This is a genomic window from Orenia marismortui DSM 5156 (assembly GCF_000379025.1).
Taxonomy (GTDB): domain Bacteria; phylum Bacillota; class Halanaerobiia; order Halobacteroidales; family Halobacteroidaceae; genus Orenia; species Orenia marismortui.
Map to the genome: position 1 here is coordinate 32,135 of NZ_KB900619.1, position 22,395 is coordinate 54,529.

Genomic DNA, 22,395 nt, shown 5'->3' on the forward strand with positions numbered 1-22,395 from the left:
GCTTTATTATATTTTTAATCTGTTAAATTTTTATCTTAAATCTACTTGCTAATCTTTTTAATCCGTTTTTCTAAACCTTCTTTTAGCACATGATAAAAAGCAGCAAATTCAATCTTATTATCCTCTAGCAGAGAAGTTATTTCAACATCCTTAACCTCTGTTTTAATAGCCATCCCACAATCTGCACTAATCTCAGGTAAAATAGGAATCATCATGATCTTATATCCATTAGCTTTAAGAAACTTTTCAGCTTGTAAGGAGTGGTGTGTTGAATTAAAGACCAATAAATTATACTCTTCTATCAAGCTTATCCCTCTTTTCTATCTAACTCTAATAATTCCTTCTTCATCTATAACTTCACCTATCACTGTTGCCTTATCTACTCCTAAAGTATAAAGTTCAATTAATAAGTCAGCAGCTTTATCTGCTGGGACTGAAATTAATAGTCCTCCTGAAGTTTGAGGATCAAAAAGAATATCAATTAAACTCTTTTTAATATTAGCATCAAACTTAATCTTATCCTTTAAATATTGTCGATTACTGTAAGCACCCTCAGGTACTAATCCCATCTCTGCATAATCAATAATTCCCTCAAAGATAGGTAATTCAGCGGAAAAAATCTCAATTCCCACCTTACTTCCTGCAGCTAACTCCCATACATGTCCTAATAGCCCAAAGCCAGTAATATCAGTACAAGCATTAACCTTAAGCTTTTGCATTGGCTCTAGAGCCTTATTATTTAAGGTAGTCATAGACTTAATTACTGGATTATCAATCCCACCAGTAGCTAATCCACCTTTAATAGCAGTAGACATAATCCCCATTCCTAAAGCTTTAGTTAAAATTAGTTTATCTCCCACTTGGGCATTAGAGTTAGTAAGTAATTGCCCCTTCTCTGCTACTCCTGTCACAGATAAACCATACTTAGGTTCATCATCTTGAATAGTATGTCCTCCTGCTATGATTGCACCAGCCTCTGCTACCTTATCTGCTCCACCCTGTAAAATATCCCTTAAGATTGCATCATCTAAGCATGAAGGAAATCCTACTATATTCATTGCTAATATGGGCTTAGCACCCATTGCATAAATATCACTTAAAGCATTAGCAGCAGCAATCTGACCAAAGAGATAAGGATCATCAACTATTGGAGTAAAAAAATCTACTGATTGAACAATAATCTGCTGATCATTTAATTGGTAAGCAATAGCATCATCAGACTTATCTAAACCAACTAATAAATTATCATCTTCTGCAATAAAATCTATTTGTCGCAAAACTTGCGACAGAGCCTCAGGGCCCATTTTTGCTGCTCAACCAGAAGTAGTACTATATTGTGTTAATTTAATTTTTTCAGTCACCTTCATCACTCCATTCTATAGATATCTTGTCACTTATCACTAATTTATACTTCTACTACATCTCCCATATTTAAACTATCTAAGATCTCATACATATTACTAATATTCCCTAGCTGCAATTTATCCTTCAAGCCATAATACTCTAAGCAAGTTCCACAAGAAAGAACTTTAACTCCTTGTTGCTCTAATTTATGTAAATTTTCTTTAGCTTCTGCATTAAGTGTAGGAACTTTAACCCCAGAATTTATAAATATAATCTTATCTGGCAAAGGATTAACCTCTAGCAAAGTAGCAATAAATCCCTTCATTAATACCTCTCCCAGCTCTTGCTCCCCTTCTCCTAAGGTATCTGATTTAATAAAATAAACTTTTCCTAGCTTATCAGTATTACTTTCTTGACTATGATCTCCATTTTGAATAATTGTTAAGATGAATTCTCTTTCCTCTTCTAAAACACTTACCTGAGCACCCAACTTTGTAGCTAACTTACTTACATTATCAGCTGCTACTTTATTATCTACAGTTACAACTACCTTTGAATAATCTTCTAGTGCCTTTTTAGTCTCAATCACTGGTTTAGGGCAAGCTAAGCCACGTGCATCTATCTTTTTCAAAATTAACACCCCTCTCAATTATATAAAGAAAAATCAGGCCTTCATACCTGATTTAGATAAATCATATTGGCGGGAATATGTGGGAATCGAACCCACCACAGATAACTTAAGTCACCTGCCATCAGATTTGAAGTCTGTGGCATCCACCATGGATACAGCTATTCCCACAATTATAATGATAATTTTATCATATTAAAGAATAAATATCAATTTGCCTATAGTAATATTCTCTGATCACCAATCCGCTTAGTAAGGCCTTGTTGATCAAAGTATTCCAATAATAACTGTGTATATTTGCGGCTACTCTTTAATAGATCTCTAAATTCTCTTAACTCAATCTCTCCTTCTTCTTCTAAATAATCTTTAAGTATCTTTTCACTTCTTCTAAAATATTGATCATGCATATATATTTCACTATTAATTTTAATTAACTCTTCTCTTTCAACTAACAGATCAACTATATCTTTTACTAGGCTTTCTTCTCTAAACCTATCTATTACTTCTTCTATTTTAGGAGGGATAAATCCAGCTTCTTGATAAGTTTTAATGATTTCCTCCTTAATTTTCTCTTCCTTTAGATTTAATTTAACTTTAAATTCTCTTAATTTTACTAAAGAACTATTTACCTCTATCTTCTCCTTCTGTTCTAATTCCTCTAATATAAGATCATATTCATTAACAGATAATTTAAGAGCAAGCTTAGTTCTTAATTCTTCTTTAGCCATTCCCAATCTCAAAGGATACTGTTGATGATACTCTTCTAAATTTTTTAATGTTTCTGCTTTTAAGCTCAGATAATGCTCAATATGTAGCCAAGTTGATTCTATACCTGTTTTCAATTCTATAGCCTGCCTTCGAGCTTTTAAATCTAACAAGGTTGAATTCAGCCTTCTAGCATCTAGGCTTGTTTTTTTAATTAAATCTGAAACTAATAAAGGTCTATGGTCAGAGAGCTTTAACTCTAGTTCTATTCTTTCTTCCAAACTTCCTTTAGCCTTAATTTCTAAAGTCTCAATTACTTTATCATCAAATTTGCGGTGAAGAGTAGGATTATTATCTAAAATCTCACCACCACCGATTGTGGTCATTGGAGAATAACGCCTTAGAATATAAGGCTCTTTAGAATTTGCTACTACCTCTTCCTCTAATTTAAACTCTACCAAAGCAGTCTCCCCAGGATACAACTCTTTTTGATTCAATAAATGTACTCTCCCTAATACTTCTTTTGCTCCTAAATGTAGTCTAATCCGCTGCCCAGACTCTAGAACTAATGGAGCAGTAGATAGCAATTTTAATTGAGCATGAAGATATTTAGTAGCTACTAAAGTATCTATAGTAGCTAGAACATCTCCTCTATTTAATTGCTCTCTATCCACTCCAGCCAAATTTATTCCTACTCTCTGTCCAGGGTAGGCAACCTCAACCTCTTGATTATGTACCTCTATACTACGTACTCTTGATTCTATTCCTTGAGGATAGACTCTAAGCTTCTCTCCTACCTTTATACTTCCTTTAAGCAAAGTTCCAGTAATAATAGTTCCATGCCCAGATAAAGAGAAGACTCTATCAATAGGAAGATAGACATTCCCTCTTTGATCCTTGTTAGTAATTTTAGCTGTCATCCTTTCTAGCTCACTTTTTAAGCTATCTATTCCCTGACCTGCGACTGCTGAGATCGACAAGATAGGTGCTCCTTCTAAAAAACTCCCCTTAATTTCTTCTTTAATCTCTTCGATCACCAATTCTAACCATTCTCTTTCTACCAGATCACTTTTAGTAACTACTATAATCCCTTCTTCTACATTTAATAGCTCTAAAATTGCTAAATGCTCCTCAGTCTGAGGCATAAAACCTTCATCAGCAGCTACTACTAATAATGCTAAATCAACCCCACCTGCCCCAGCCAACATATTCTTAATAAATTTTTCATGGCCTGGAACATCAATAATCCCTAGCTGTAAGCCATTAGATAATTCTAAATAACTAAAGCCTAATTCAATAGAAATACCTCTCTTCTTTTCTGCTACCAATCTATCTGTATCTATTCCTGTTAAAGCTTTAATTAAGGTAGTTTTACCATGATCAATATGTCCTGCAGTTCCAATAATTAAATTCTTCTTCACTTTTATTCCTCCCTAAGAATTTCTTCAAAGGCCTTAGCTATCTGCTCAAAGTCTTCTTCTTGAATAGTCCGCAAATCAAAAATAAGTGCATCTTGATAGATTCTAGTAAATATAGGAGGATTATTAAGCCTTAAACTCTGAGCTAAATCTTGAACACTATACTTTTCACTGGATAAGTCAATTACATAAGTTTCTAATCTTTCAGTAGGATAAGCCCCTCCCCCAACTTGTGAATTACCTCTTCTTAACTCAACTTTAAAGTCAGAAGAAAGCTGATTTCTAAGAAGCAAAAGTAAATCTTCTGCTTTTGCCTTTAATTCTTCAAGGGAAATAGTCAACATTTTAAGAGTAGGGATCCTTTGCTGCACTCCTGCTAAATTTCTATACTCTGCTAAGGTAGCTTCTAAGGCAGCCAAGGTAAATTTATCTACTCTTAAGGCTCGATTTAATTGATGTTCTTTCATCTGATCGATATATTTCTTCTTTCCAACAATAATTCCAGCCTGTGGACCTCCTAATAATTTATCACCACTAAAGCTTAATATATCAACTCCAGCTGCAATACTTTCTTGTACTGTAGGTTCATAACTTAAACCCCAAGGCCTTAAATCTACTAAGCTACCACTGCCTAGATCTTCAATTACTGGTAAATCATAGTGGTGAGCCAAATTAACTAATTCTTTAAGGCTTGCTTCTTTAGTAAAGCCCACAACCTTATAATTACTAGTATGAACCTTCAAGATCAAGGCAGTCTCTTCTCTAATTGCCTCTTGATAATCTGTTAAATGAACCTTATTAGTACATCCTACCTCTTTTAATTCAGCTCCACTCTGTTCCATTACAGCTGGAATCCGAAAGGAACCACCGATCTCTACTAATTGCCCCCTTGAAATTATTACCTCTTTATCTTTAGCTAAAGTACTTAAAATCAATAAGACTGCTGCTGCATTGTTATTGACTACTAAAGCAGCCTCTGCTCCAGTTAATTCTTTTAAAATTCCTTCTACAACTTCATAGCGAGAACCACGCTCACCACTAACTCTGTCAACCTCCAAAGTTGAATAATTCTTACTCACCTGTTCTAAAGCCACTTGAGCAGACTGAGATAAGAGGGAACGACCAAGATTTGTATGGATTACTACACCAGTAGCATTAATTACAGGCATTAGCTTAGAACTTTTCTGAACTCTAAGTTCTTCTCTAACTTCTTTTAAGATTTTGCTCTTCCTTAGATCAATTAACTTAGCTTCTAACTCTGCTAAACTGGCATCTAATATCTTCTTCCTTAATCGACCTAATAAAGATCTGATCTCTTCTACCAGTAACTGATGGCCATATTCTGCTATTAACTCTTGACCTAAATCTTCGGCTAATAAATCATTCACAGCTGGAATTTCTCTTAAATAAGACCTTCTTTTATCTTCCATCAAATATACTCCTTTCAAGAAAAGCTTAGGATAAATCTTGTATTATTCTATCAATTTTAAGAATAAATCATAATAATCAATACTGTGTGAAAGTATCTTGTAATGGGTATAGTGCAACAATTTTCGGTGTTAGGCTCTAGGGCATAGGAGTTAGGGTTTATCTAGTCCCTATCTCCTATCCCCTATCTCCTATCCCCTATCTCCTATCTCTATTGGCACAATAAATTAATTACTTAATTTCTTTTAGTATTTCATCTATAGCCTTTAACAGGGCCTCTACATCCTGTTTAGTATTGAAATAAGAGAAACTAACTCTAATCATCCCCTGTTCTAGAGTTCCTAAAGATTTGTGGACTAAGGGAGCACAATGAAGTCCAGCCCGCAGAGCAATTGAATACTTATTTTCTAATAGATAAGCTACCTCTGCAGCTCCTTGTCCCTTAAGGTTAAAAGCTACAACCGGAGCTCTAGAAACAGTATCTTTTCTGCCATAGACAACAACTTCTTCTCTAGCAGTTAAGCCTTTTAGCAACTGATCAGTCAACTCTAATTCATGCTCTTTAATCTCTAGCAGACCAGTTTGATTAATAAAATCTATCCCTGATCCCAATCCAATAATTCCAATTGTATTCTGAGTTCCACTTTCATATCTATCTGGAATTACTTGAGGTTGATAAGGGTCTAAGGAATTACTCCCTGTTCCTCCCTCTATTAAAGTATCCAACTCAATTCCTTCTCGAATATATAATACACCTATTCCTGGAGGCCCATACAAAGATTTATGGCCTGGCATTGCTAACAGATCTATCTCCACCTCTTCTAGATCAATAGGAAATACCCCAGCGGTCTGGGCTGCATCTACCATATATAGAATATTATTCTTTCTAGCTAGCTGAGCAATCTCCTTAATATCAACCAAAGTACCAATTACATTAGATGCATGGCTAGTTATAATCAGACGAGTATCTTCTCTGATTGCTTCTGCAACTGATTTAGGATCTAAAGTTCCAAATTCATCGACATCAATATAGCTTACTTCAATCCCCAAATCCTTTTTTAGCTTATTTAAAGGGCGTAAAACTGAATTATGTTCAAGGCAACTAGTAATAACATGATCTCCTTTCTTCACTATTCCCTTTATCCCTAAATTCAAGGATTCAGTTGCCCCAGAGGTGAATATAATCCTTGCTGAATTTTGAGCATTAATTAAAGCTGCTAACTTCTCTCGAATTCCGAATATTTTCCTCTCTACTATAGAAAGACCTAAACTCCCCCCTCTACTAGGATTTGTCCCATAATTTCTAAAGAAATTATCTATCTCTTGATAAACTCGCTCTGGCTTAGGCCAAGTTGTAGCTGCATTATTTAAATATATCACCTAAATAACCTCCAATTAATATAACTATCTGATCCTAGAGTAAAATCTAATAAGTATATTGCAATACTTTTTAATCTACATTATTCTAAATTAACCTATTAACTTCTACTCTAAGTTTGGACCTTTATAATGTATTTATTAACCATAATTGATTAAACTATCTATTGATAAGCTTTATATTATCTATACCTCGCAATCTTTCTACTAAAGCAAGCTGCTAATTAATATTATAATAAATCATCTAAACATTAACAATGTTGATATCTATATTATGTGATTTCAGAAAGGAATTATCTAATAATTAAAGAATACAAAGTAATATAATCCAAAGTTTAAACTAAATAGGAGCGTTGAAAATGAAAACTATAACTTATCAAGAAACATTAGATAAAGATTCCATAGCCTATATCGATGTTAGAACTCCCAAAGAGTTTGCTGAATCTACTATACCAGATGCTATTAATATTCCTATTTTCACTAATCAAGAGCATAGCAAAATAGGAACAATCTATACTCAAAAAAGCCCTGCTGAAGCAAGATTACTGGCAGTTGATCTAGTTTCACCTAAGATTCCTAGTTTTATTAGAAAGATCAAAAGATTAACTAAAGAGTATAAAGATGTAGTTGTTTTCTGTGCCCGAGGTGGAATGAGAAGCGAAAGTATTGCTGTTTTTTGCAAATTGGCTGGCTTAAAAGTCTATAAATTAACTGGAGGCTATAAAAGCTATCGCCATTTTATCTTAGATGAATTAGAAAATTATAAGCTTCAGAGCAGATTAGTAGTACTCCATGGATTTACAGGTGTAGGCAAAACTGAACTACTCTATCGACTAGAAGCAGCTGGAATTCCTATCATTGATCTAGAAGGTTTAGCAAATCATCGTGGGTCTGCTTTTGGTAGCATGGGGCTTGGGCAACCTACCAATCCTAAGATGTTTGATTCATTACTATGGGAGAAGCTACAAGAACTTGAAGACGAAAGTATAATTGCTATAGAAGCCGAAAGTAAAAGGGTCGGTATTTCAGTTGTCCCTGAATTTCTATTAGAGGCTATTGCTAATGGAATTCACATCTTGATTCAAAGATCTCTAAGCAGCAGAGTTAAATTAATTATTGATGAATATAAAGGTAGTTATGAAGAAGATTATCAAAGCCTAATTGATCAAGCTGTAGAATCTATTAGTGCAATCCAAAAACATATTATTAAAAAGACAGGTAAGAAGAATTATGAGAGATTAATTAACCTCTGCCAAGATGGTGAACTAGAAAAGGTAGTCAGCTTCATTCTAGAAAATTACTATGATCCCTTATATCAATATTCTCAAGACAAATACGATAACTTTGAACTAGAAATCCAAGAAGATAATCTAGCTAAAATCAATCAGAGAATAATTGATTTTATAAATCAATCTCTTAATTAAAGGTGGTATGTCTCAAACATACCATCTTATTTTTTAGCAAAGGTCTTAACTATTGACTAAGAATGAAATTACTCTTTAACAATGTTATAATAGAAGATGTATCTAGAAAATCAACTGAAATTTAAAGCTATAATTATCAGATTATACATAGGAGGTATAGAATGGACTTTAAGCAAAAAGACTTCTTAAAAAAATATCATCTAAGTAAAGATGATATCAGCAAAGCTCAGATAGATTGGAATACTTTAATGGAGATATATCATGACTTTAATACATATAGAACCAGCTATGAAACCCAGGCTGACTTTATCGCCAATACTCTTAGAAGGCATGAGAAGATACATTCAGTAAAATCTAGAGTCAAAGATCCTGACCATTTAATTGAAAAGATTATTAGAAAGACACCTAATCGAAAGGAGAAGTATGGAGAAAATTTTCAGTTCTCTATTGATAACTATAAAGAGGAGATCACTGATTTAATCGGAGTTAGAGCTATACATATCTTTAAAGATGATTGGGAAAAGATACATAACTTCATCTCAAAGACTTGGAAGGTTATTGAGATAACTGCCAATGTTCGTGAAGGTGACGATACCAAAAGATTTGAAGAGTTAAATATTCAGATTAAATCTAGAAAATCAGGCTATCGCTCGGTACATTATTTGATCGAGTTCTTTCCAACCAATCAGAAGGTTATCACTGAGATTCAAGTTAGGACAATCTTTGAAGAAGGTTATGGTGAAATAGATCATCAACTAAGATATTCCCACCAAGAGATCCCAGAGGTATTAGCCTTGAATCTATTATTGCTTAATCGAATAGTTGGTAGTTCAGATGAGATGGCTTCCTTCATCAATCTACTTAATAGAAACTGGACTAAAATGGAAAGTGAGTATGAACGGATAATAGATTTGAAGAACAAGCAGATCAATGAATTGAAGAATAATATTGAAGAAAAGGCAACTATAACTTCAGAGGATAAAGAAGAACTTATAGCAAGACTTAATGAGATAACTATTAATGATAATATAGTAGGCTTGATGGGAAATTTAATTAAGACATCCAATCCAAGGAATAAGTAAGGTAGACAAATTTAAACTGTAAAAAGAATATCAACCTTATGAAACTAAAAAATACTTTTTGGATAAGTTCATCCACTCTTCTATAATCATTAAACTTAAATTTTAAATCATAATTAAATGCATAACTCCTTAAAAAATAACACCTTTTTAGACGCAGACTAAAATCTGATCAAATCATGAATTAAAATTCACAATGATTCCATTTTTTCAACCTTTATCTACTTTTTGATCAAAAACTTAGTCTGTGTCAAAATTATTTTTAATTCCTAGTTCATAAAATTTTATATTAATTTGTCAATCCTACAACTCCCAAAGCCCCGCCTTCACTAAAAATTCATAAGTCTTATCCAATCTATCAAGTTCTGGAATATAAATCACCATCCCCTTACGAGCTCTTGACAATAATACTCGATAGACATTCTCAACTATCTTAGAAAAATCTTTATACTTACTAGCATTATACCTTCTAACTCCCTCTTCTATCTCCCACTCTTGACCATTATAATAATAGTCACCTCCAAAGCAGACTATTGGATAATCTAACTCCAATCCTTGACAAGCAAATTCTGAAGCCCCTTGATTTAAATGCTTATTCTTACCTTTAAACCACTCTTCAACCTCTTCAGGCTTCATAAAACTTCCATAATAACGACCACCATTTATCTTATACTTCACATCCTTATCTCTAACCTTAGATGAAATCAACAATCCATAGCTAATATCCTTATGCTCAGTCTCCTGCTTTTTGACAAAATCTTGGGCTTTTTGAAAATCTCTAGTTATCCTCAAAACCAAACCATCTTCATATATCCTAGCTAAATTCTCACTTACACTCCTAAGATCACCTTGAAGTAGAGCTTCTATCCATGGACTTGTATCTATTAAATTGTTTCTAATAGAATAATCAAGACTTAAGCTCTGATCTACTGTTAGACTTGCTGCATCTTTAAAGAGGTCTTCATACTCAGCAGAGCAATATACATTCCAATTATTAATCCCTCTCTTACTTAAGGCTTTTTGCCATAGTTCAATCCCTTCTTCTTCACCAGTATGTATAGCTTGTCCTGCTCCGATTAAGCAGATTATTGTTGCACTGCCCTTAGTTCTATAAATCTTATGGCCAGTCTTTAGCAGCACATCAGCTTCTGAATCACTGCTCTTCATCCGTTTTTCATCCCAAGCTCTTTGGGCATCATCAAAGATTAGTACATTCTCCAAAGGAACCTTAGGATTATTCATATGTTCCCTCTTATAACTATAAACACTTCGTAGAGATGATTTTAAGTCTCCTGGAATTTCAGCTAATTTATCCTTTAAGATACTGATTAAGCTTCCATTTTTTGATAAGTAAACTGCTGCTAATGGATTATTATCCTTTCTCAACTTATAATTATTATAATCATGGATCAACTTTATAGCAGCCAAAGTCTTACCTGAGCCAGGTACTCCTCTAAGAAAGACCAAATTCTTCTGCTTATACTTAACCTCATTATAATGAATAATCTGCTTTAAATAATCTATTGTATCTCTAATCTCTCTTCCTTTAACACTTCCAATTTCAGCTAATTTTTCTTCTTTAAATACTTTAACAATAGACTCTATAATATTAGAAGAGGATTGATACTTAGAGCTTAACCAGCTCTCTACATATTCCTCACTTACAGGGACTAAATTTAAAGCACTTAATTCACTGCTGAAATTACTTTGATTTAGTATCTTAATCCCAGCTTGATCTCCATAATTCTTTATTCCCTGCTTTAATACTAGATAAGACTTAAGCTTTAACTCATCTTCTCTAGTCTGTTGATGATAATTACTCAAATCCCGCTGATATGATATAACTCTTTCTAGATCATCATAGTTATAAGAAGCTTTTCTCTTCAAATCTAAAATAATAACCCTGTCCTTAGAAAATAATACCAAATCTGCTCTCCTAGCATTCTCCTTGGCAAATAAATATTCAAAGGCTATGTATAGCTTGCTATAACTTTGATCTAGCTGAAGCAAGCCTTTAAATTGCTCACTTAAAAAGTCATAATTATTCTTCCAAAGCTCAATCTGTGGATCTCCAACTTTAAATTCTAAATTGCTATTTACAAACACATCTAAAGCACTTAGATACTCATCTAGATTACTATCTAGAAAATCTTCTATACTTCCATATCCACCACAATTTATATTGCTACTTTGACTATACCATTTAAAAGCCATAAATCTACTCTCCCTATATTTCTTCATATTATATACAACTATTTAATATTTATAATTTGATCTTTATCATTTTATCATTAATTATCTATATAGATTGAATTAAAGAATTTGATTAAAACATAAGTACTTACTAAAATAATTTTTAGCCACGAATTAACAGGACTAAAGGATTGAAGAATTAATTTATTATTATATACTTAATTTAAAGAATACAAGATTATTAAGGTTTAAATCGGAATTTAATCAGTGATAATCAGCGTCAAAAAAAGGTTTAGGATTCAATTTCTTTCTAAGGAAATTTGAATTATTTGTGTAGATTTGTTAAATTCATAAAAAAGCTTCATTGTAAAATCAAATTGAACAAAATAAAAATAGCCATAGGGCACCAAACTGTAATATAATTAAATCACCACAAAGTAACCAATTACAGGAGGGTGCACACTATGACTTACTTAAATGATACACCAAAATCCCGAAAAAATAAACACTTAAATGCTTATGAACGTGGTCAAATTGCATTATTACATTCCGAAGGAATGAATCCAAATGCTATTGCAAAACGTTTAGGTAGAGCTTCTAATACGATTAGAAACGAGCTAAAACGTGGTACAGTTTCTCAAATTAAAGCTAATAAAAAGGTTATGGCTTATTATCCTGACACTGGTCAAAGAGTTTATGAATCTAATCGCAAAAATTGTGGTCCTAAGTTTAAGCTTTTACAATGTGAATACTTTATTGACTATGTTGTGGAACAATTCTACCAAAAAGGACATTCTCTTGATGCTATATGTGGTGCAGCAAAACTTCATAATAAATTTTCAAAGTCAGAAATGGTGTCTACTAAGACGCTGTATAACTATGTTAACGCTGGATTATTGACAATCAAAAACATTGATTTACCCTTAAAGCTTAAACGCTCTTCAAAAACAAATCGTACTAAAAATAATAAAAAGAAGCTTGGTATAAGTATAGATCAACGCCCTGAAAGTATTAATAATCGTAGTGAGTTTGGTCACTGGGAAATTGACACTATGATAGGCAAAAAGACTAAAAATGAATCAGTTTTACTTACTATGACAGAACGTATGACTCGTAAAGAAATTATTCGTAAAATACCTGCCAAGACTGCTCAAGCAGTTCAAGATGCTATTTTAAAGCTCGTTAATGAAGCAGGAGATTGTTTTCCAAAAGTATTTAAAAGCTTCACTTGTGATAATGGCTCTGAGTTTGCTCAAATGTCATTTTTAGAGCAAATTAGTGATACTAAAGTATACTTTGCACATCCCATATTCATCATGGGAAAGAGGAACTAATGAGCGTCATAATGGTCTTATAAGACGCTTTATCCCTAAAGGTAATAGTCTAAACCAATTCTCTCTTTGAATCTATTGCTAGAGTCCAAAACTGGTGCAATACTTTACCAAGAAAAATCTTAGGTTAAATCGAATTTAATCAGTGATAATCAGCGTCAAAAAAAGTTTAGGATTCAATTTCTTTCTAAGGAAATTTGAATTATTTGTGTAGATTTGTAAATTTTCAAAAAAGCTTCATTGTAAATTTAAGAAAATTAAAAATTCCAACGTATCTAGCATAAATAATTAATTATCCACAAAGTAACCAACTTTAAGCTATTGATTATTCATCAATTATTATAAAATTTAACACTAAATCCTTATAAACCCTATAGCTTTGTATAAGATTTATTGCCCATTGCTTAGGAATAATCAAATGCTATTGCAAAACGTTTAGGTAGAGCTTCTAATACGATTAGAAACGAGCTAAACGTGGTACAGTTTCTCAAATTAAAGCTAATAAAAAGGTTATGGCTTATTATCCTGACACTGGTCAAAGAGTTTATGAATCTAATCGCAAAAATTGTGGTCCTAAGTTTAAGCTTTTACAATGTGAATACTTTATTGACTATGTTGTGGAACAATTCTACCAAAAAGGACATTCTCTTGATGCTATATGTGGTGCAGCAAAACTTCATAATAAATTTTCAAAGTCAGAAATGGTGTCTACTAAGACGCTGTATAACTATGTTAACGCTGGATTATTGACAATCAAAAACATTGATTTACCCTTAAAGCTTAAACGCTCTTCAAAAACAAATCGTACTAAAAATAATAAAAAGAAGCTTGGTATAAGTATAGATCAACGCCCTGAAAGTATTAATAATCGTAGTGAGTTTGGTCACTGGGAAATTGACACTATGATAGGCAAAAAGACTAAAAATGAATCAGTTTTACTTACTATGACAGAACGTATGACTCGTAAAGAAATTATTCGTAAAATACCTGCCAAGACTGCTCAAGCAGTTCAAGATGCTATTTTAAAGCTCGTTAATGAAGCAGGAGATTGTTTTCCAAAAGTATTTAAAAGCTTCACTTGTGATAATGGCTCTGAGTTTGCTCAAATGTCATTTTTAGAGCAAATTAGTGATACTAAAGTATACTTTGCACATCCATATTCATCATGGGAAAGAGGAACTAATGAGCGTCATAATGGTCTTATAAGACGCTTTATCCCTAAAGGTAATAGTCTAAACCAATTCTCTATTGAATCTATTGCTAGAGTCCAAAACTGGTGCAATACTTTACCAAGAAAAATCTTAGATTACCTAACCCCTGATGAAATATTTGAAGATAAATTAAAACAAATTCTTTATGACTAAATAACCAAATTATTACAGTTTGAAAATGTTCAATTTATTATTGCAATTTAAGAAATTATTACTTCAACTTATCTAGCATAAATAATTATTTATCCATTAGATTAAAAAAACCTTTAAGCTATTGATTATTCATCAATTATTATAAAAAATTAACAATAAATCCTTTACACCCTTATAGCTTGTAAAGGATTTATTGCCATTGTTTAAATATAAGAATATTTCAATTAGATAGACTTTGATATCAGAGCCAATATCTATTTTAACTTATTGGCGTGGACATGGAGGACAAGGAGGTCCTGGCTCTCTTCTTGGCACGCAAATAACTTGACCAGGTCTAAGCCTATTTGGATTGATTCTTGGATTTAATCTCCTTAGTTCAGCTACTGTTGTATTAAAATCCCTTGCTATTGAAAAGAAAGTATCACCTCGTCTAACTGTATATTCTCTTGACCCTACAGGACATCTGCGCCGACGTGGCGGACGCGGATAAGCACCCATAAATTCACCCCCTAATTAATCAGATATATACTATTATATTCAAATTAATCAGAAGTGTTAATTTATACCATAGGGAAAAGCATTTGCTATAAAATATATTAATCAGATTAAGACTGAGAATTAGTATTTAAATATCTATGCTAAATTTCTCACCTCTTTCTTCAATCTCAACTCCATCAATAACTTCTCCTGTCTCAGTATGAACCACTTTATTGCCCACTATCTTAACCATATTTTTTAATGCCTGCCTATCGACCTTTTCTTTCACTTTAATAACATCTATACCTGTTAGTTTCAAAAATCTCAATAATTTACCTTCTTCATACTTCCACTTGGGTTTCTGCTTTCTAAACTTTAATTTACCAAAAGGAAGTGAATAAGTCTTAAGCTTGGGATCTCTTTCCTTCAACATTCTAGCATAACCAGCTAGTAAATCTTCAAAATATTCTATCTTAGTATCAATCTTAGAAGTTTCATCTGACAGCCATCTATCGATCATTAGCTTTCTTTCTTCTGCCAATTCTTCTTTCTCTTTCTTTCTAGCTGTTAACTCTCTTAGCTTTTCCAAGGCCAAGTCTGCTTTGGAATCATCACTAATCATAAATTGCTCTTGATTCTCTTCACTTACTTCTTCTGCTACTATCCCACTTAAAAGATTTTCACTTTGTGCTTCAAACATTTTTATTCCTCCTTAGCTTTCAAAGCCTTTAGACAATTCTCTCTCTATTTATACTCTCTGCCATAATCTAGAGATTTATTCTTCCCTTAATCATTTTTGATAAACTCCATTTCTGGAAGCTTGAACTCCTATTTTAAAGTCAGCTAAACTTATCCTCTTATTATCTTTGTTACTAATTGCTCTAATCTAAATTTTGGAAATTTGATTTTAATCTTCACTTTTAATATCACTTATTATCTATTTTTGCTAACTTCCCCTACAACTTTAGTATCGCTAATCAATCCAATAATGCTCTTACAATTGCTAATCGATTCTTTAAGCTTATTCTCTATTATTCCCAAATTTATCTCTTCTTTCTGCAGCTCTAAATCTACTATCATCAAGTCACATAATAGATCATTAAGTAACTCTTCTTCACTTAACTCTTTCATATTTTCACCTCATTAAAATAAAAAATACCTAGCTTAATGCCAAGTACTCTCCATAAAATTTAATTTATAATGTAAGAGAAGAACTAACTCTCTAAAATATTCTTTTTAAATAATTCTAAATCTCTAATCATATTTGCATATGCTAATTTTGAGAATTTAGAAAGATTTGGATCATCAGCTTTAGACTGATATTTCTCTATCAGCATCTCAATCTCAGAAATTTGATTCATCGGATAACCTCCTTTTTCAACCTTAGAATTACTTTTAATATATGTAGATAAAATAAGATATGTTACATCTTTTTAATTTAATGCCAAAGAAGATTATCTAAAACAAAAAACACCCATCTATTGATCAGTGTTTGACTTCTATCAATATATTTAATTTTATAATTTTTCTTCTTTTATCATCAGATAATAAATATAAACTACAATATAAGCAAATAAATAAGACAGAAATGTCAAGTATATATTCCACCCTTTATGGTATGAAACTCTATTAATCAAAAGCAATAACCCTTCTCCTAGAGTTGTAATCAGACTTATCAATAATATCACTATATAATTATTCACTCTATGATAGTTAATCAAATATACCATAGCACTACCTGCAACAGCATATACACCAGTATCATAAGGTAATCTTTCTAAACCTTTAGCAGTATCAGGCTTAACACTCCAAAATTCATAATAGATAAAGATTGTATTTATTATATTGGCTACAACAGCACTAACAGGAGCAATGAATAAAATAATTTTAGATGATTTCTTGTAAATCATCACTCCTAATATCCAAGGTAGTACAAAACCTAAAAGAATATTAAATAACATTTCACCACTTCCTGAAATATTGATTGTAAGCTTATTATGGATCAATATTTGAAATATTATTAAAAAGCAAAAGCACTCAGATTTTAATAATCTGAGTGCTTTGCTTATATATACTGATTTGAAATAACTAACTTCTGCCTGTCATTTCTAGATCTGATAAAAATAGATCATCTATCACATTATTCTATTCATAATTCAATGCATCTACTGGTGCTAAATTAGCTGCTTTCATGGCTGGATAAATTCCAAAGAAGATACCTATTAATAAGGAAAAACTAAAAGCGACTACTACAGATGATGAGTTGACGACAAAAGGCCAATCTCCTATGTTTGAAATCAAATAGGCAGCTACATAACCTATTCCAACTCCTATAGCACCACCAATACCACTAAGACATAGAGATTCAATTAAGAATTGGGTTAAGATATCCTTCTTCTTGGCACCTAAGGCTTTACGAATACCAATCTCACTTGTTCTTTCAGTCACCGATACTAACATAATATTCATAATCCCAATTCCACCAACAACTAAGGAGATAGCAGCAATTCCTCCTAACATTAAACTCATAGATTCTGTCACACTACTAATTGTATCTAAGATCTGATCTTGACTTCTAATTCGAAAATCATCTTCATCACCAAGATATTTAGTCATAAAATACTCTATCTGTTCTACTGCTTCTGTGGCCTCTTCAGAAGAATTGGCTTGAGCAATAAAACCACTTACCTCATTAGAATTAGCTAATTTATTTAAATAAGTGGTCATAGGGATATAGGCTTGATCATTTAAATCATCAACAATACCTCTACCTTTCTCCTCCATTACCCCAATTATAGTAAAGACAAAAGTACGACCATTATAATTAAACTTTATCTTCTGACCTAAGGGATCTTCATTAGCATATAGTTCTTCTACCAACTCAGAGCCTAAGACTATCACATCACTAGCATTATCTATAACTGATTGATCAATAAACTTTCCTCTGCTAGGATAATATTTATTTAACTTCTGATAATATGCTTCCGTTCCTACTATAGTTGCTCTTAAATCATTCTCACCACTAATTAATAAACCTGATGCTTCAAGGTTAGGCATTACCATTTTAACTGCTGGACTTGTCTTCTCGATATATTCAGCCATCTCTAAAGTGAAGTCGCTAGAGGAAGAGCTTAACCTTCTACCCCATCCCTGATTAATATTAATTACATTAGATCCTAAATCAGAAATATTTGCTGTAATCTGTTGCTGACTACCTGTTCCGATAGAAACAATGGCAATTACTGCCCCAACTCCAATAATAATCCCTAGCATAGAAAGTAATGTTCTTAATTTATTAGAATTTAGGCTCCTTACTGCAATAATAAAGGTCTCTAAAATCATCCTATCACCTCATCCTTTACTAACTCTCCATCAAGGATATGAATGATTCTATTGGTCTGCCTTGCTACCTCTTCAGAGTGGGTAACTATGACAATAGTATGGCCTTGTTGATTTAACTCATGAAATAGATCAATAATCTCAGCTTCTGTCTTGGAATCAAGATTTCCTGTTGGTTCATCAGCTAGTATCAAAGAAGGGTTATTAACCAAAGCCCTAGCTACAGCCACTCTTTGCCGCTGTCCACCTGAAATTTCATTGGGATTATGGTCTAAGCGATCGCCTAACCCGACTTTAGTAAGTAAGTTAGTTGCCCTCTTTATTCTCTCCTTCTTCTTAACCCCTGCATAAATCAAAGGAGTCTCTACATTATGAAGTATGGAATCCCTAGCTAAAAGGTTGAATTTCTGAAAGACAAAACCTATCTTATTATTTCGTACTCCAGCCAGCTCATTATCATTGGCTTTACTAACATCTTTAGAGTCTAGAAAATAGTTTCCCGAAGTTGGAATATCTAAACAGCCCAATAGATTCATCAAAGTAGATTTTCCAGAACCAGAAGGTCCTACAATAGCTACCATCTCCCCATCTTCAATCTTAAAAGAGATCCCTTTTAAAGCTTCAACAGCTATCTCTCCACTTTGATATACTTTTTTTAAATCAGCTACTTCTATCACTATTTTCTCCCCCTTCCCATACCTCCAGGAGGAAATGGACCTCCAAATCCTTGCTTAGAGTTCTGAGCATTAGTAGTTCCAGCATTATGAGTGTTAATTAAGATCTCATCACCTTCAACTAATCCATCAAGAACAACAACATATACTCCACTACTTACACCTGTCTTAATATTGACTGGAACTTCTTTACCATCTACTATCTTCATAGCTTTAGTCTGTCCCTTTTCATTAAAGATTGCTGTTAAGGGGATCATCAATTTATTATTAACCTCACTAACAATTATCTCAACCTCTGCTGAAAAGTTAGATTTAATAAACTCAATTTCATCCTTAATTAAGATAGTAACTGGTACAGTAACAACTCCACTATCTTCTTCGGCTATCGCAGAGATATCAACAACCTCTCCCCTTAACTCTTCACCAGGTAAAGCCTCCATAGTTATTCTTGCTTTTTGCCCCAATTTTAATTGTCTACTTTCACTTTCATCAATATCTATCTCAACCTCATAGGCACTATTATCTATTACTTGAACTACAGTATCATTTGATTCAACATAATCACCCTCTTCTACAGCAACTTCAGTAATTATTCCGGTAAATGGAGCTTTTAACTTAGTACCACCTAAAGACTTTTTAGCTATCTCTAGCTTTAATTTGGCCTCTTCAATCTCTGTTTTTGAACCACTGATTAGGGTCTGTTCGTAATTATTCTTAGTATTCAAATAATCTAATCGTTCATCATCACTATCAATCTCTGCTAGAAGCTGACCCTTCTCTACTCTATCACCTTCTTGAACCTTAATCACCTCTATCTCTCCTCCAGTAGCACCACGACTAGCAAAAGATAATGAATTTTCTTCAATTGGCTTTACATAACCACTACCTGAAATTGTCTCTTCTAAGCTAGACTTATTAACTGTGATAGTCATATTTCTACGTCTGCTTCTTTGAGTAGAGGTAGCTGCTTTATCAGCTGAATTCTTCTGCCAAAAGAAGAATCCTATACCTCCAATTAAAATAACTATTAAAATAATACTAATTGATCTTTTCAAGCTTATTCCCTCCTTCAAAATACCCCATGCCTAGCAGCTTAATTAATTCTAATTTATTAACTAATAACTCATCTTCTACTTCCTTTTGATTAATCTCAGCCTCTCTTAAAGCCAATTTTTTCTCTTTCAACTCCCACTTATCAATTAAACCTCTAGCCAATTGTTCTTCAGCTATCTTCTTTTCTAATTTTGTTTTTGATAGACTAAGCTTCTTTGTCCCTAATTTAGTCTCAGTTAGTCTAATTTGATCAATAATTTCCTCTAAGTCTAAGCTTAAATCTCTAATCAGATCATTATGCTCTCGTTCTAGAGAATTTAATTCTGCTTCTAAATCTTCTTCTGCTAATTTCTGCTTACCAGAATCAAAGAGATTATAGGATAAACTAAGACCTACACCCCAGTCTTGATCAACACTATCATAACTACCTGTTAAATCAAGATTTGGCTTATCCTCAGCTTTACTCCATTCCAAATCATCTCTGATACTATCTTGTTGTAATTTATTCTTCAATAGATCTACACTATTAACACTGCTTAAATCTAATAATTTAGCTTGATCATCAAAATTAATTTCTTGACTTAAAGCCATCTCTTCTAACATTACTAGGTATTTAGAATCACCACTTAAGACTAATTCATCTTGATTCTCCAGCTTTAATTGATGATAGAAGGATTTTTTAGCTTGCTGATAATTATTATCTGCTTCCTTTAAATTGTATTGACTCTCTTCTAATTCTATCTGAGCTGTTAAGATATCTATTTCACTAGCTTCATTAATTCTCTTTTTATCATTAACCTCTTTAAAATTATTAAGAGCCAACTCATTCTTCTTAACTGCAACTTCATACTTTTCTTTTAAACGCAATAAATTAAGATAATCTCTTATCCAAGTAATGATCTTTGCTTGCTTCTCTTCCTCTAATTCACTTTTAGCTGCCTGCAGATCCAATTGGGTCTTAATATAACTCTGTTCTGATTGATTTGCTATTCTTGGATAAAGATCCTGGCTTAGCTTTAATTTAAGACCTGTTTCATCATCACTTAGATCTTCCTGTGAAGAATAATCACCACTTCCATAAAGTTCAGATTCCAAGGTCAAACCTCCCCAATAAGTTTTACTACCTGTAATAGAAAATTCTACATCACTTAATTCATCATCTAAATCCAATTCATGGGCATAGCTATCTACATTTAGATCTAAGTGCCAATCATCATCTGCTTGCAATTGCTTTAATTCTCTTTCTATACTTACTAGATTATCTTTAGCATCTAAAATATCTGAATTATTATTAAGTCCTGCTTCAATAGCTTCTTGAAGAGTAATCTCTGCAGCAAAAGCTGTCATCTCAAAAGAAGCTAGCAGAATCATCATAACTGATAATAGTAATAACTTATAGCTAAATCTCATCGATCAACACCTCTATCTCTACACCCATATCAATCTTTAATTGTAATTTATTCAAATAATAATCTGCTATAGCTGATTGATAATTATATCTTGCTTCTAAAAACTCTATCTCGGCAGAAAGTAAATCATCAGCAGATTTTAACCCTTTCTCTTCTTCTTGCTTTAGAAGTTGATAATCTTCTCTGCTCGTAGTTAATTTATTTTCCTCTGATGCTATCTTCTTAACTGCCTGCTTAAAGTTGTAATAATTCTTTTCTGTAGTTATAGTTAAATCATTCTCTGCCTTTAATTTCTCTAATTTGGCAATCTTAAAGTTGTTTTTAAGCTCTTCTAAATCTAGTTGTGGACTAGATATCTGTTTTGCTTTCTTTAATTCTCTTTGAGCCAAATCTATAGCTTCTTCTTTTAATTCCAGATCAAAACTATTCTTTATGGCACTTTCCATTGCCTCGGCTTTATCTATCTCCCATATCTGATCTGAAGACCAAAGCTGTAAAGCAAGCTTTTGATCTGTATTTAAGTCAAGATTTAATTTGAGAGTTATTAGCTTTTCTTCATAATCATCTGCTAACTCTTCTAAACTCAATACCATCTCATTATAGTCATTTCTCTGTTTCAATAATTCTAACTTATCCTTATAACCTCTTTTAACTGCTAACTCTACTTTATCTAATAAGCTCTTTTCTAATTCCACCTTCTTCTCAGTTAATTCTAACTTCTGCTTAAGTAATGTAAGCTCTGAATATTCTGTTAAGATTTGATTAATTAATCCAGTCTGACTTTGATAATAATCTTTTTTAGCCTGTAATAAATTCTCTTCAGCTACTAAATTAGCATAAGCTGATTGAGTTAGTAAATTTTCTGCTTGACTTTTTTGGTAATTAAGTTCTGCATTATCTAAGTCTAACTTTGCAATTTCTACATCTATACTATCTTCTAAGGCAATCTTTACAGCCTCAAATCTATCTATCTTCTCTTTACTATCAGCGAATACTGGCATAGAAATTACAGGAAACATTATTAATAAGAATACTAATACTTTAATCTCTTTAGCTAACTTCAACTTTAAATCCTCCTTTAACTCATATTATAGTTATAGTTTAAACAATCAAGATTAAACTCCTCTTAGGCTAAGATTAAAATTTAATTAA

19 protein-coding genes, 1 tRNA gene and 2 pseudogenes are annotated in these 22,395 nt (G+C 32.5%); 4 read left to right on the top strand and 18 right to left on the bottom strand.

Translation table 11 applies throughout. The annotated features are described in order from the left end of the window. Positions 1-41: 41 nt before the first annotated feature. From OREMA_RS0108475 to OREMA_RS0108505, 7 genes are all read right to left on the bottom strand, one after another. Positions 42-305, bottom strand: coding sequence for a DUF3343 domain-containing protein (locus tag OREMA_RS0108475; RefSeq protein WP_018248841.1), 264 nt, complete (start codon positions 303-305; stop codon positions 42-44). Positions 306-320: 15 nt separating this feature from the next. Beyond that, entirely contained in the window at positions 321-1,367 is a 1,047-nt protein-coding gene (selD, locus tag OREMA_RS0108480; RefSeq protein ID WP_157280053.1) for a selenide, water dikinase SelD, read from the bottom strand. Between the two features lie 38 nt (positions 1,368-1,405). Beyond that, positions 1,406-1,975 (bottom strand): sulfurtransferase-like selenium metabolism protein YedF, encoded by a 570-nt coding sequence (gene yedF / locus OREMA_RS0108485; protein ID WP_018248843.1) that lies wholly within the window; start codon positions 1,973-1,975, stop codon positions 1,406-1,408. A 67-nt stretch (positions 1,976-2,042) separates the two neighbouring features. Continuing rightward, positions 2,043-2,141, bottom strand: a tRNA-Sec gene (locus tag OREMA_RS0108490). Positions 2,142-2,190: 49 nt separating this feature from the next. Then, entirely contained in the window at positions 2,191-4,098 is a 1,908-nt protein-coding gene (gene selB, locus OREMA_RS0108495) for a selenocysteine-specific translation elongation factor (RefSeq protein ID WP_018248844.1), read from the bottom strand. A 2-nt stretch (positions 4,099-4,100) separates the two neighbouring features. Continuing rightward, the gene (gene selA / locus OREMA_RS0108500) at positions 4,101-5,525 is read right to left on the bottom strand and encodes an L-seryl-tRNA(Sec) selenium transferase (RefSeq protein ID WP_018248845.1); all 1,425 of its coding nucleotides are present in this window, start codon (positions 5,523-5,525) and stop codon (positions 4,101-4,103) included. A 229-nt stretch (positions 5,526-5,754) separates the two neighbouring features. Continuing rightward, on the bottom strand, positions 5,755-6,903 hold the full coding sequence (locus OREMA_RS0108505; RefSeq protein WP_018248846.1) for an aminotransferase class V-fold PLP-dependent enzyme: 1,149 nt from the start codon (positions 6,901-6,903) through the stop codon (positions 5,755-5,757). A gap of 356 nt (positions 6,904-7,259) precedes the next feature. Between OREMA_RS0108505 and mnmH the strand changes: the two genes are divergently transcribed. Both mnmH and OREMA_RS0108515 read left to right on the top strand, forming a co-directional pair. After that, positions 7,260-8,324, top strand: coding sequence for a tRNA 2-selenouridine(34) synthase MnmH (gene mnmH / locus OREMA_RS0108510; RefSeq protein WP_018248847.1), 1,065 nt, complete (start codon positions 7,260-7,262; stop codon positions 8,322-8,324). 161 nt (positions 8,325-8,485) lie between these two features. After that, positions 8,486-9,406: a RelA/SpoT domain-containing protein gene (locus OREMA_RS0108515; RefSeq protein ID WP_018248848.1), complete on the top strand. Its 921-nt coding sequence runs from the start codon at positions 8,486-8,488 to the stop codon at positions 9,404-9,406. 300 nt (positions 9,407-9,706) lie between these two features. Here the strand turns inward: OREMA_RS0108515 and OREMA_RS0108520 are convergent, their stop codons facing one another. Further along, entirely contained in the window at positions 9,707-11,617 is a 1,911-nt protein-coding gene (locus OREMA_RS0108520) for a DNA/RNA helicase domain-containing protein (protein ID WP_018248849.1), read from the bottom strand. A 443-nt stretch (positions 11,618-12,060) separates the two neighbouring features. Between OREMA_RS0108520 and OREMA_RS17480 the strand changes: the two are divergent. Further along, positions 12,061-13,058, top strand: a pseudogene (locus tag OREMA_RS17480) (IS30 family transposase). 289 nt (positions 13,059-13,347) lie between these two features. Next, positions 13,348-14,291: pseudogene (locus OREMA_RS17485) on the top strand (IS30 family transposase); the annotation flags it as partial. A 264-nt stretch (positions 14,292-14,555) separates the two neighbouring features. Here the strand turns inward: OREMA_RS17485 and OREMA_RS17490 are convergent. From OREMA_RS17490 to OREMA_RS0108580, 10 genes are all read right to left on the bottom strand, one after another. Then, positions 14,556-14,789: a LysM peptidoglycan-binding domain-containing protein gene (locus OREMA_RS17490; RefSeq protein WP_018248851.1), complete on the bottom strand. Its 234-nt coding sequence runs from the start codon at positions 14,787-14,789 to the stop codon at positions 14,556-14,558. 127 nt (positions 14,790-14,916) lie between these two features. Then, a complete protein-coding gene (locus OREMA_RS0108540) occupies positions 14,917-15,468 on the bottom strand; it encodes a host-nuclease inhibitor Gam family protein (protein ID WP_018248852.1) in 552 nt (183 codons plus the stop codon). Between the two features lie 233 nt (positions 15,469-15,701). Then, complete coding sequence (locus tag OREMA_RS0108545; protein ID WP_018248853.1) at positions 15,702-15,899, bottom strand: hypothetical protein; 198 nt, start codon at positions 15,897-15,899, stop codon at positions 15,702-15,704. Positions 15,900-15,982: 83 nt separating this feature from the next. Then, the gene (locus OREMA_RS18840) at positions 15,983-16,129 is read right to left on the bottom strand and encodes a hypothetical protein (RefSeq protein WP_018248854.1); all 147 of its coding nucleotides are present in this window, start codon (positions 16,127-16,129) and stop codon (positions 15,983-15,985) included. A 156-nt stretch (positions 16,130-16,285) separates the two neighbouring features. After that, positions 16,286-16,729, bottom strand: a complete 444-nt coding sequence (locus tag OREMA_RS0108555) for a hypothetical protein (RefSeq protein ID WP_018248855.1) — start codon at positions 16,727-16,729, stop codon at positions 16,286-16,288. Between the two features lie 184 nt (positions 16,730-16,913). Beyond that, on the bottom strand, positions 16,914-18,110 hold the full coding sequence (locus OREMA_RS0108560) for an ABC transporter permease (protein WP_018248856.1): 1,197 nt from the start codon (positions 18,108-18,110) through the stop codon (positions 16,914-16,916). After that, positions 18,107-18,784: an ABC transporter ATP-binding protein gene (locus OREMA_RS0108565; RefSeq protein ID WP_018248857.1), complete on the bottom strand. Its 678-nt coding sequence runs from the start codon at positions 18,782-18,784 to the stop codon at positions 18,107-18,109. Before OREMA_RS0108565 ends, OREMA_RS0108560 begins: the two co-directional genes overlap by 4 nt. Further along, positions 18,784-19,836 carry an efflux RND transporter periplasmic adaptor subunit gene (locus tag OREMA_RS0108570; protein WP_018248858.1) on the bottom strand — a complete coding sequence of 351 codons (1,053 nt, stop codon included), beginning with the start codon at positions 19,834-19,836 and terminating at the stop codon, positions 18,784-18,786. Before OREMA_RS0108570 ends, OREMA_RS0108565 begins: the two co-directional genes overlap by 1 nt. Continuing rightward, entirely contained in the window at positions 19,820-21,244 is a 1,425-nt protein-coding gene (locus tag OREMA_RS0108575) for a TolC family protein (protein WP_018248859.1), read from the bottom strand. Before OREMA_RS0108575 ends, OREMA_RS0108570 begins: the two co-directional genes overlap by 17 nt. Beyond that, a complete protein-coding gene (locus OREMA_RS0108580; RefSeq protein WP_018248860.1) occupies positions 21,234-22,307 on the bottom strand; it encodes a TolC family protein in 1,074 nt (357 codons plus the stop codon). The genes OREMA_RS0108575 and OREMA_RS0108580 overlap by 11 nt, the downstream gene beginning before the upstream one ends. Positions 22,308-22,395: the final 88 nt, after the last annotated feature.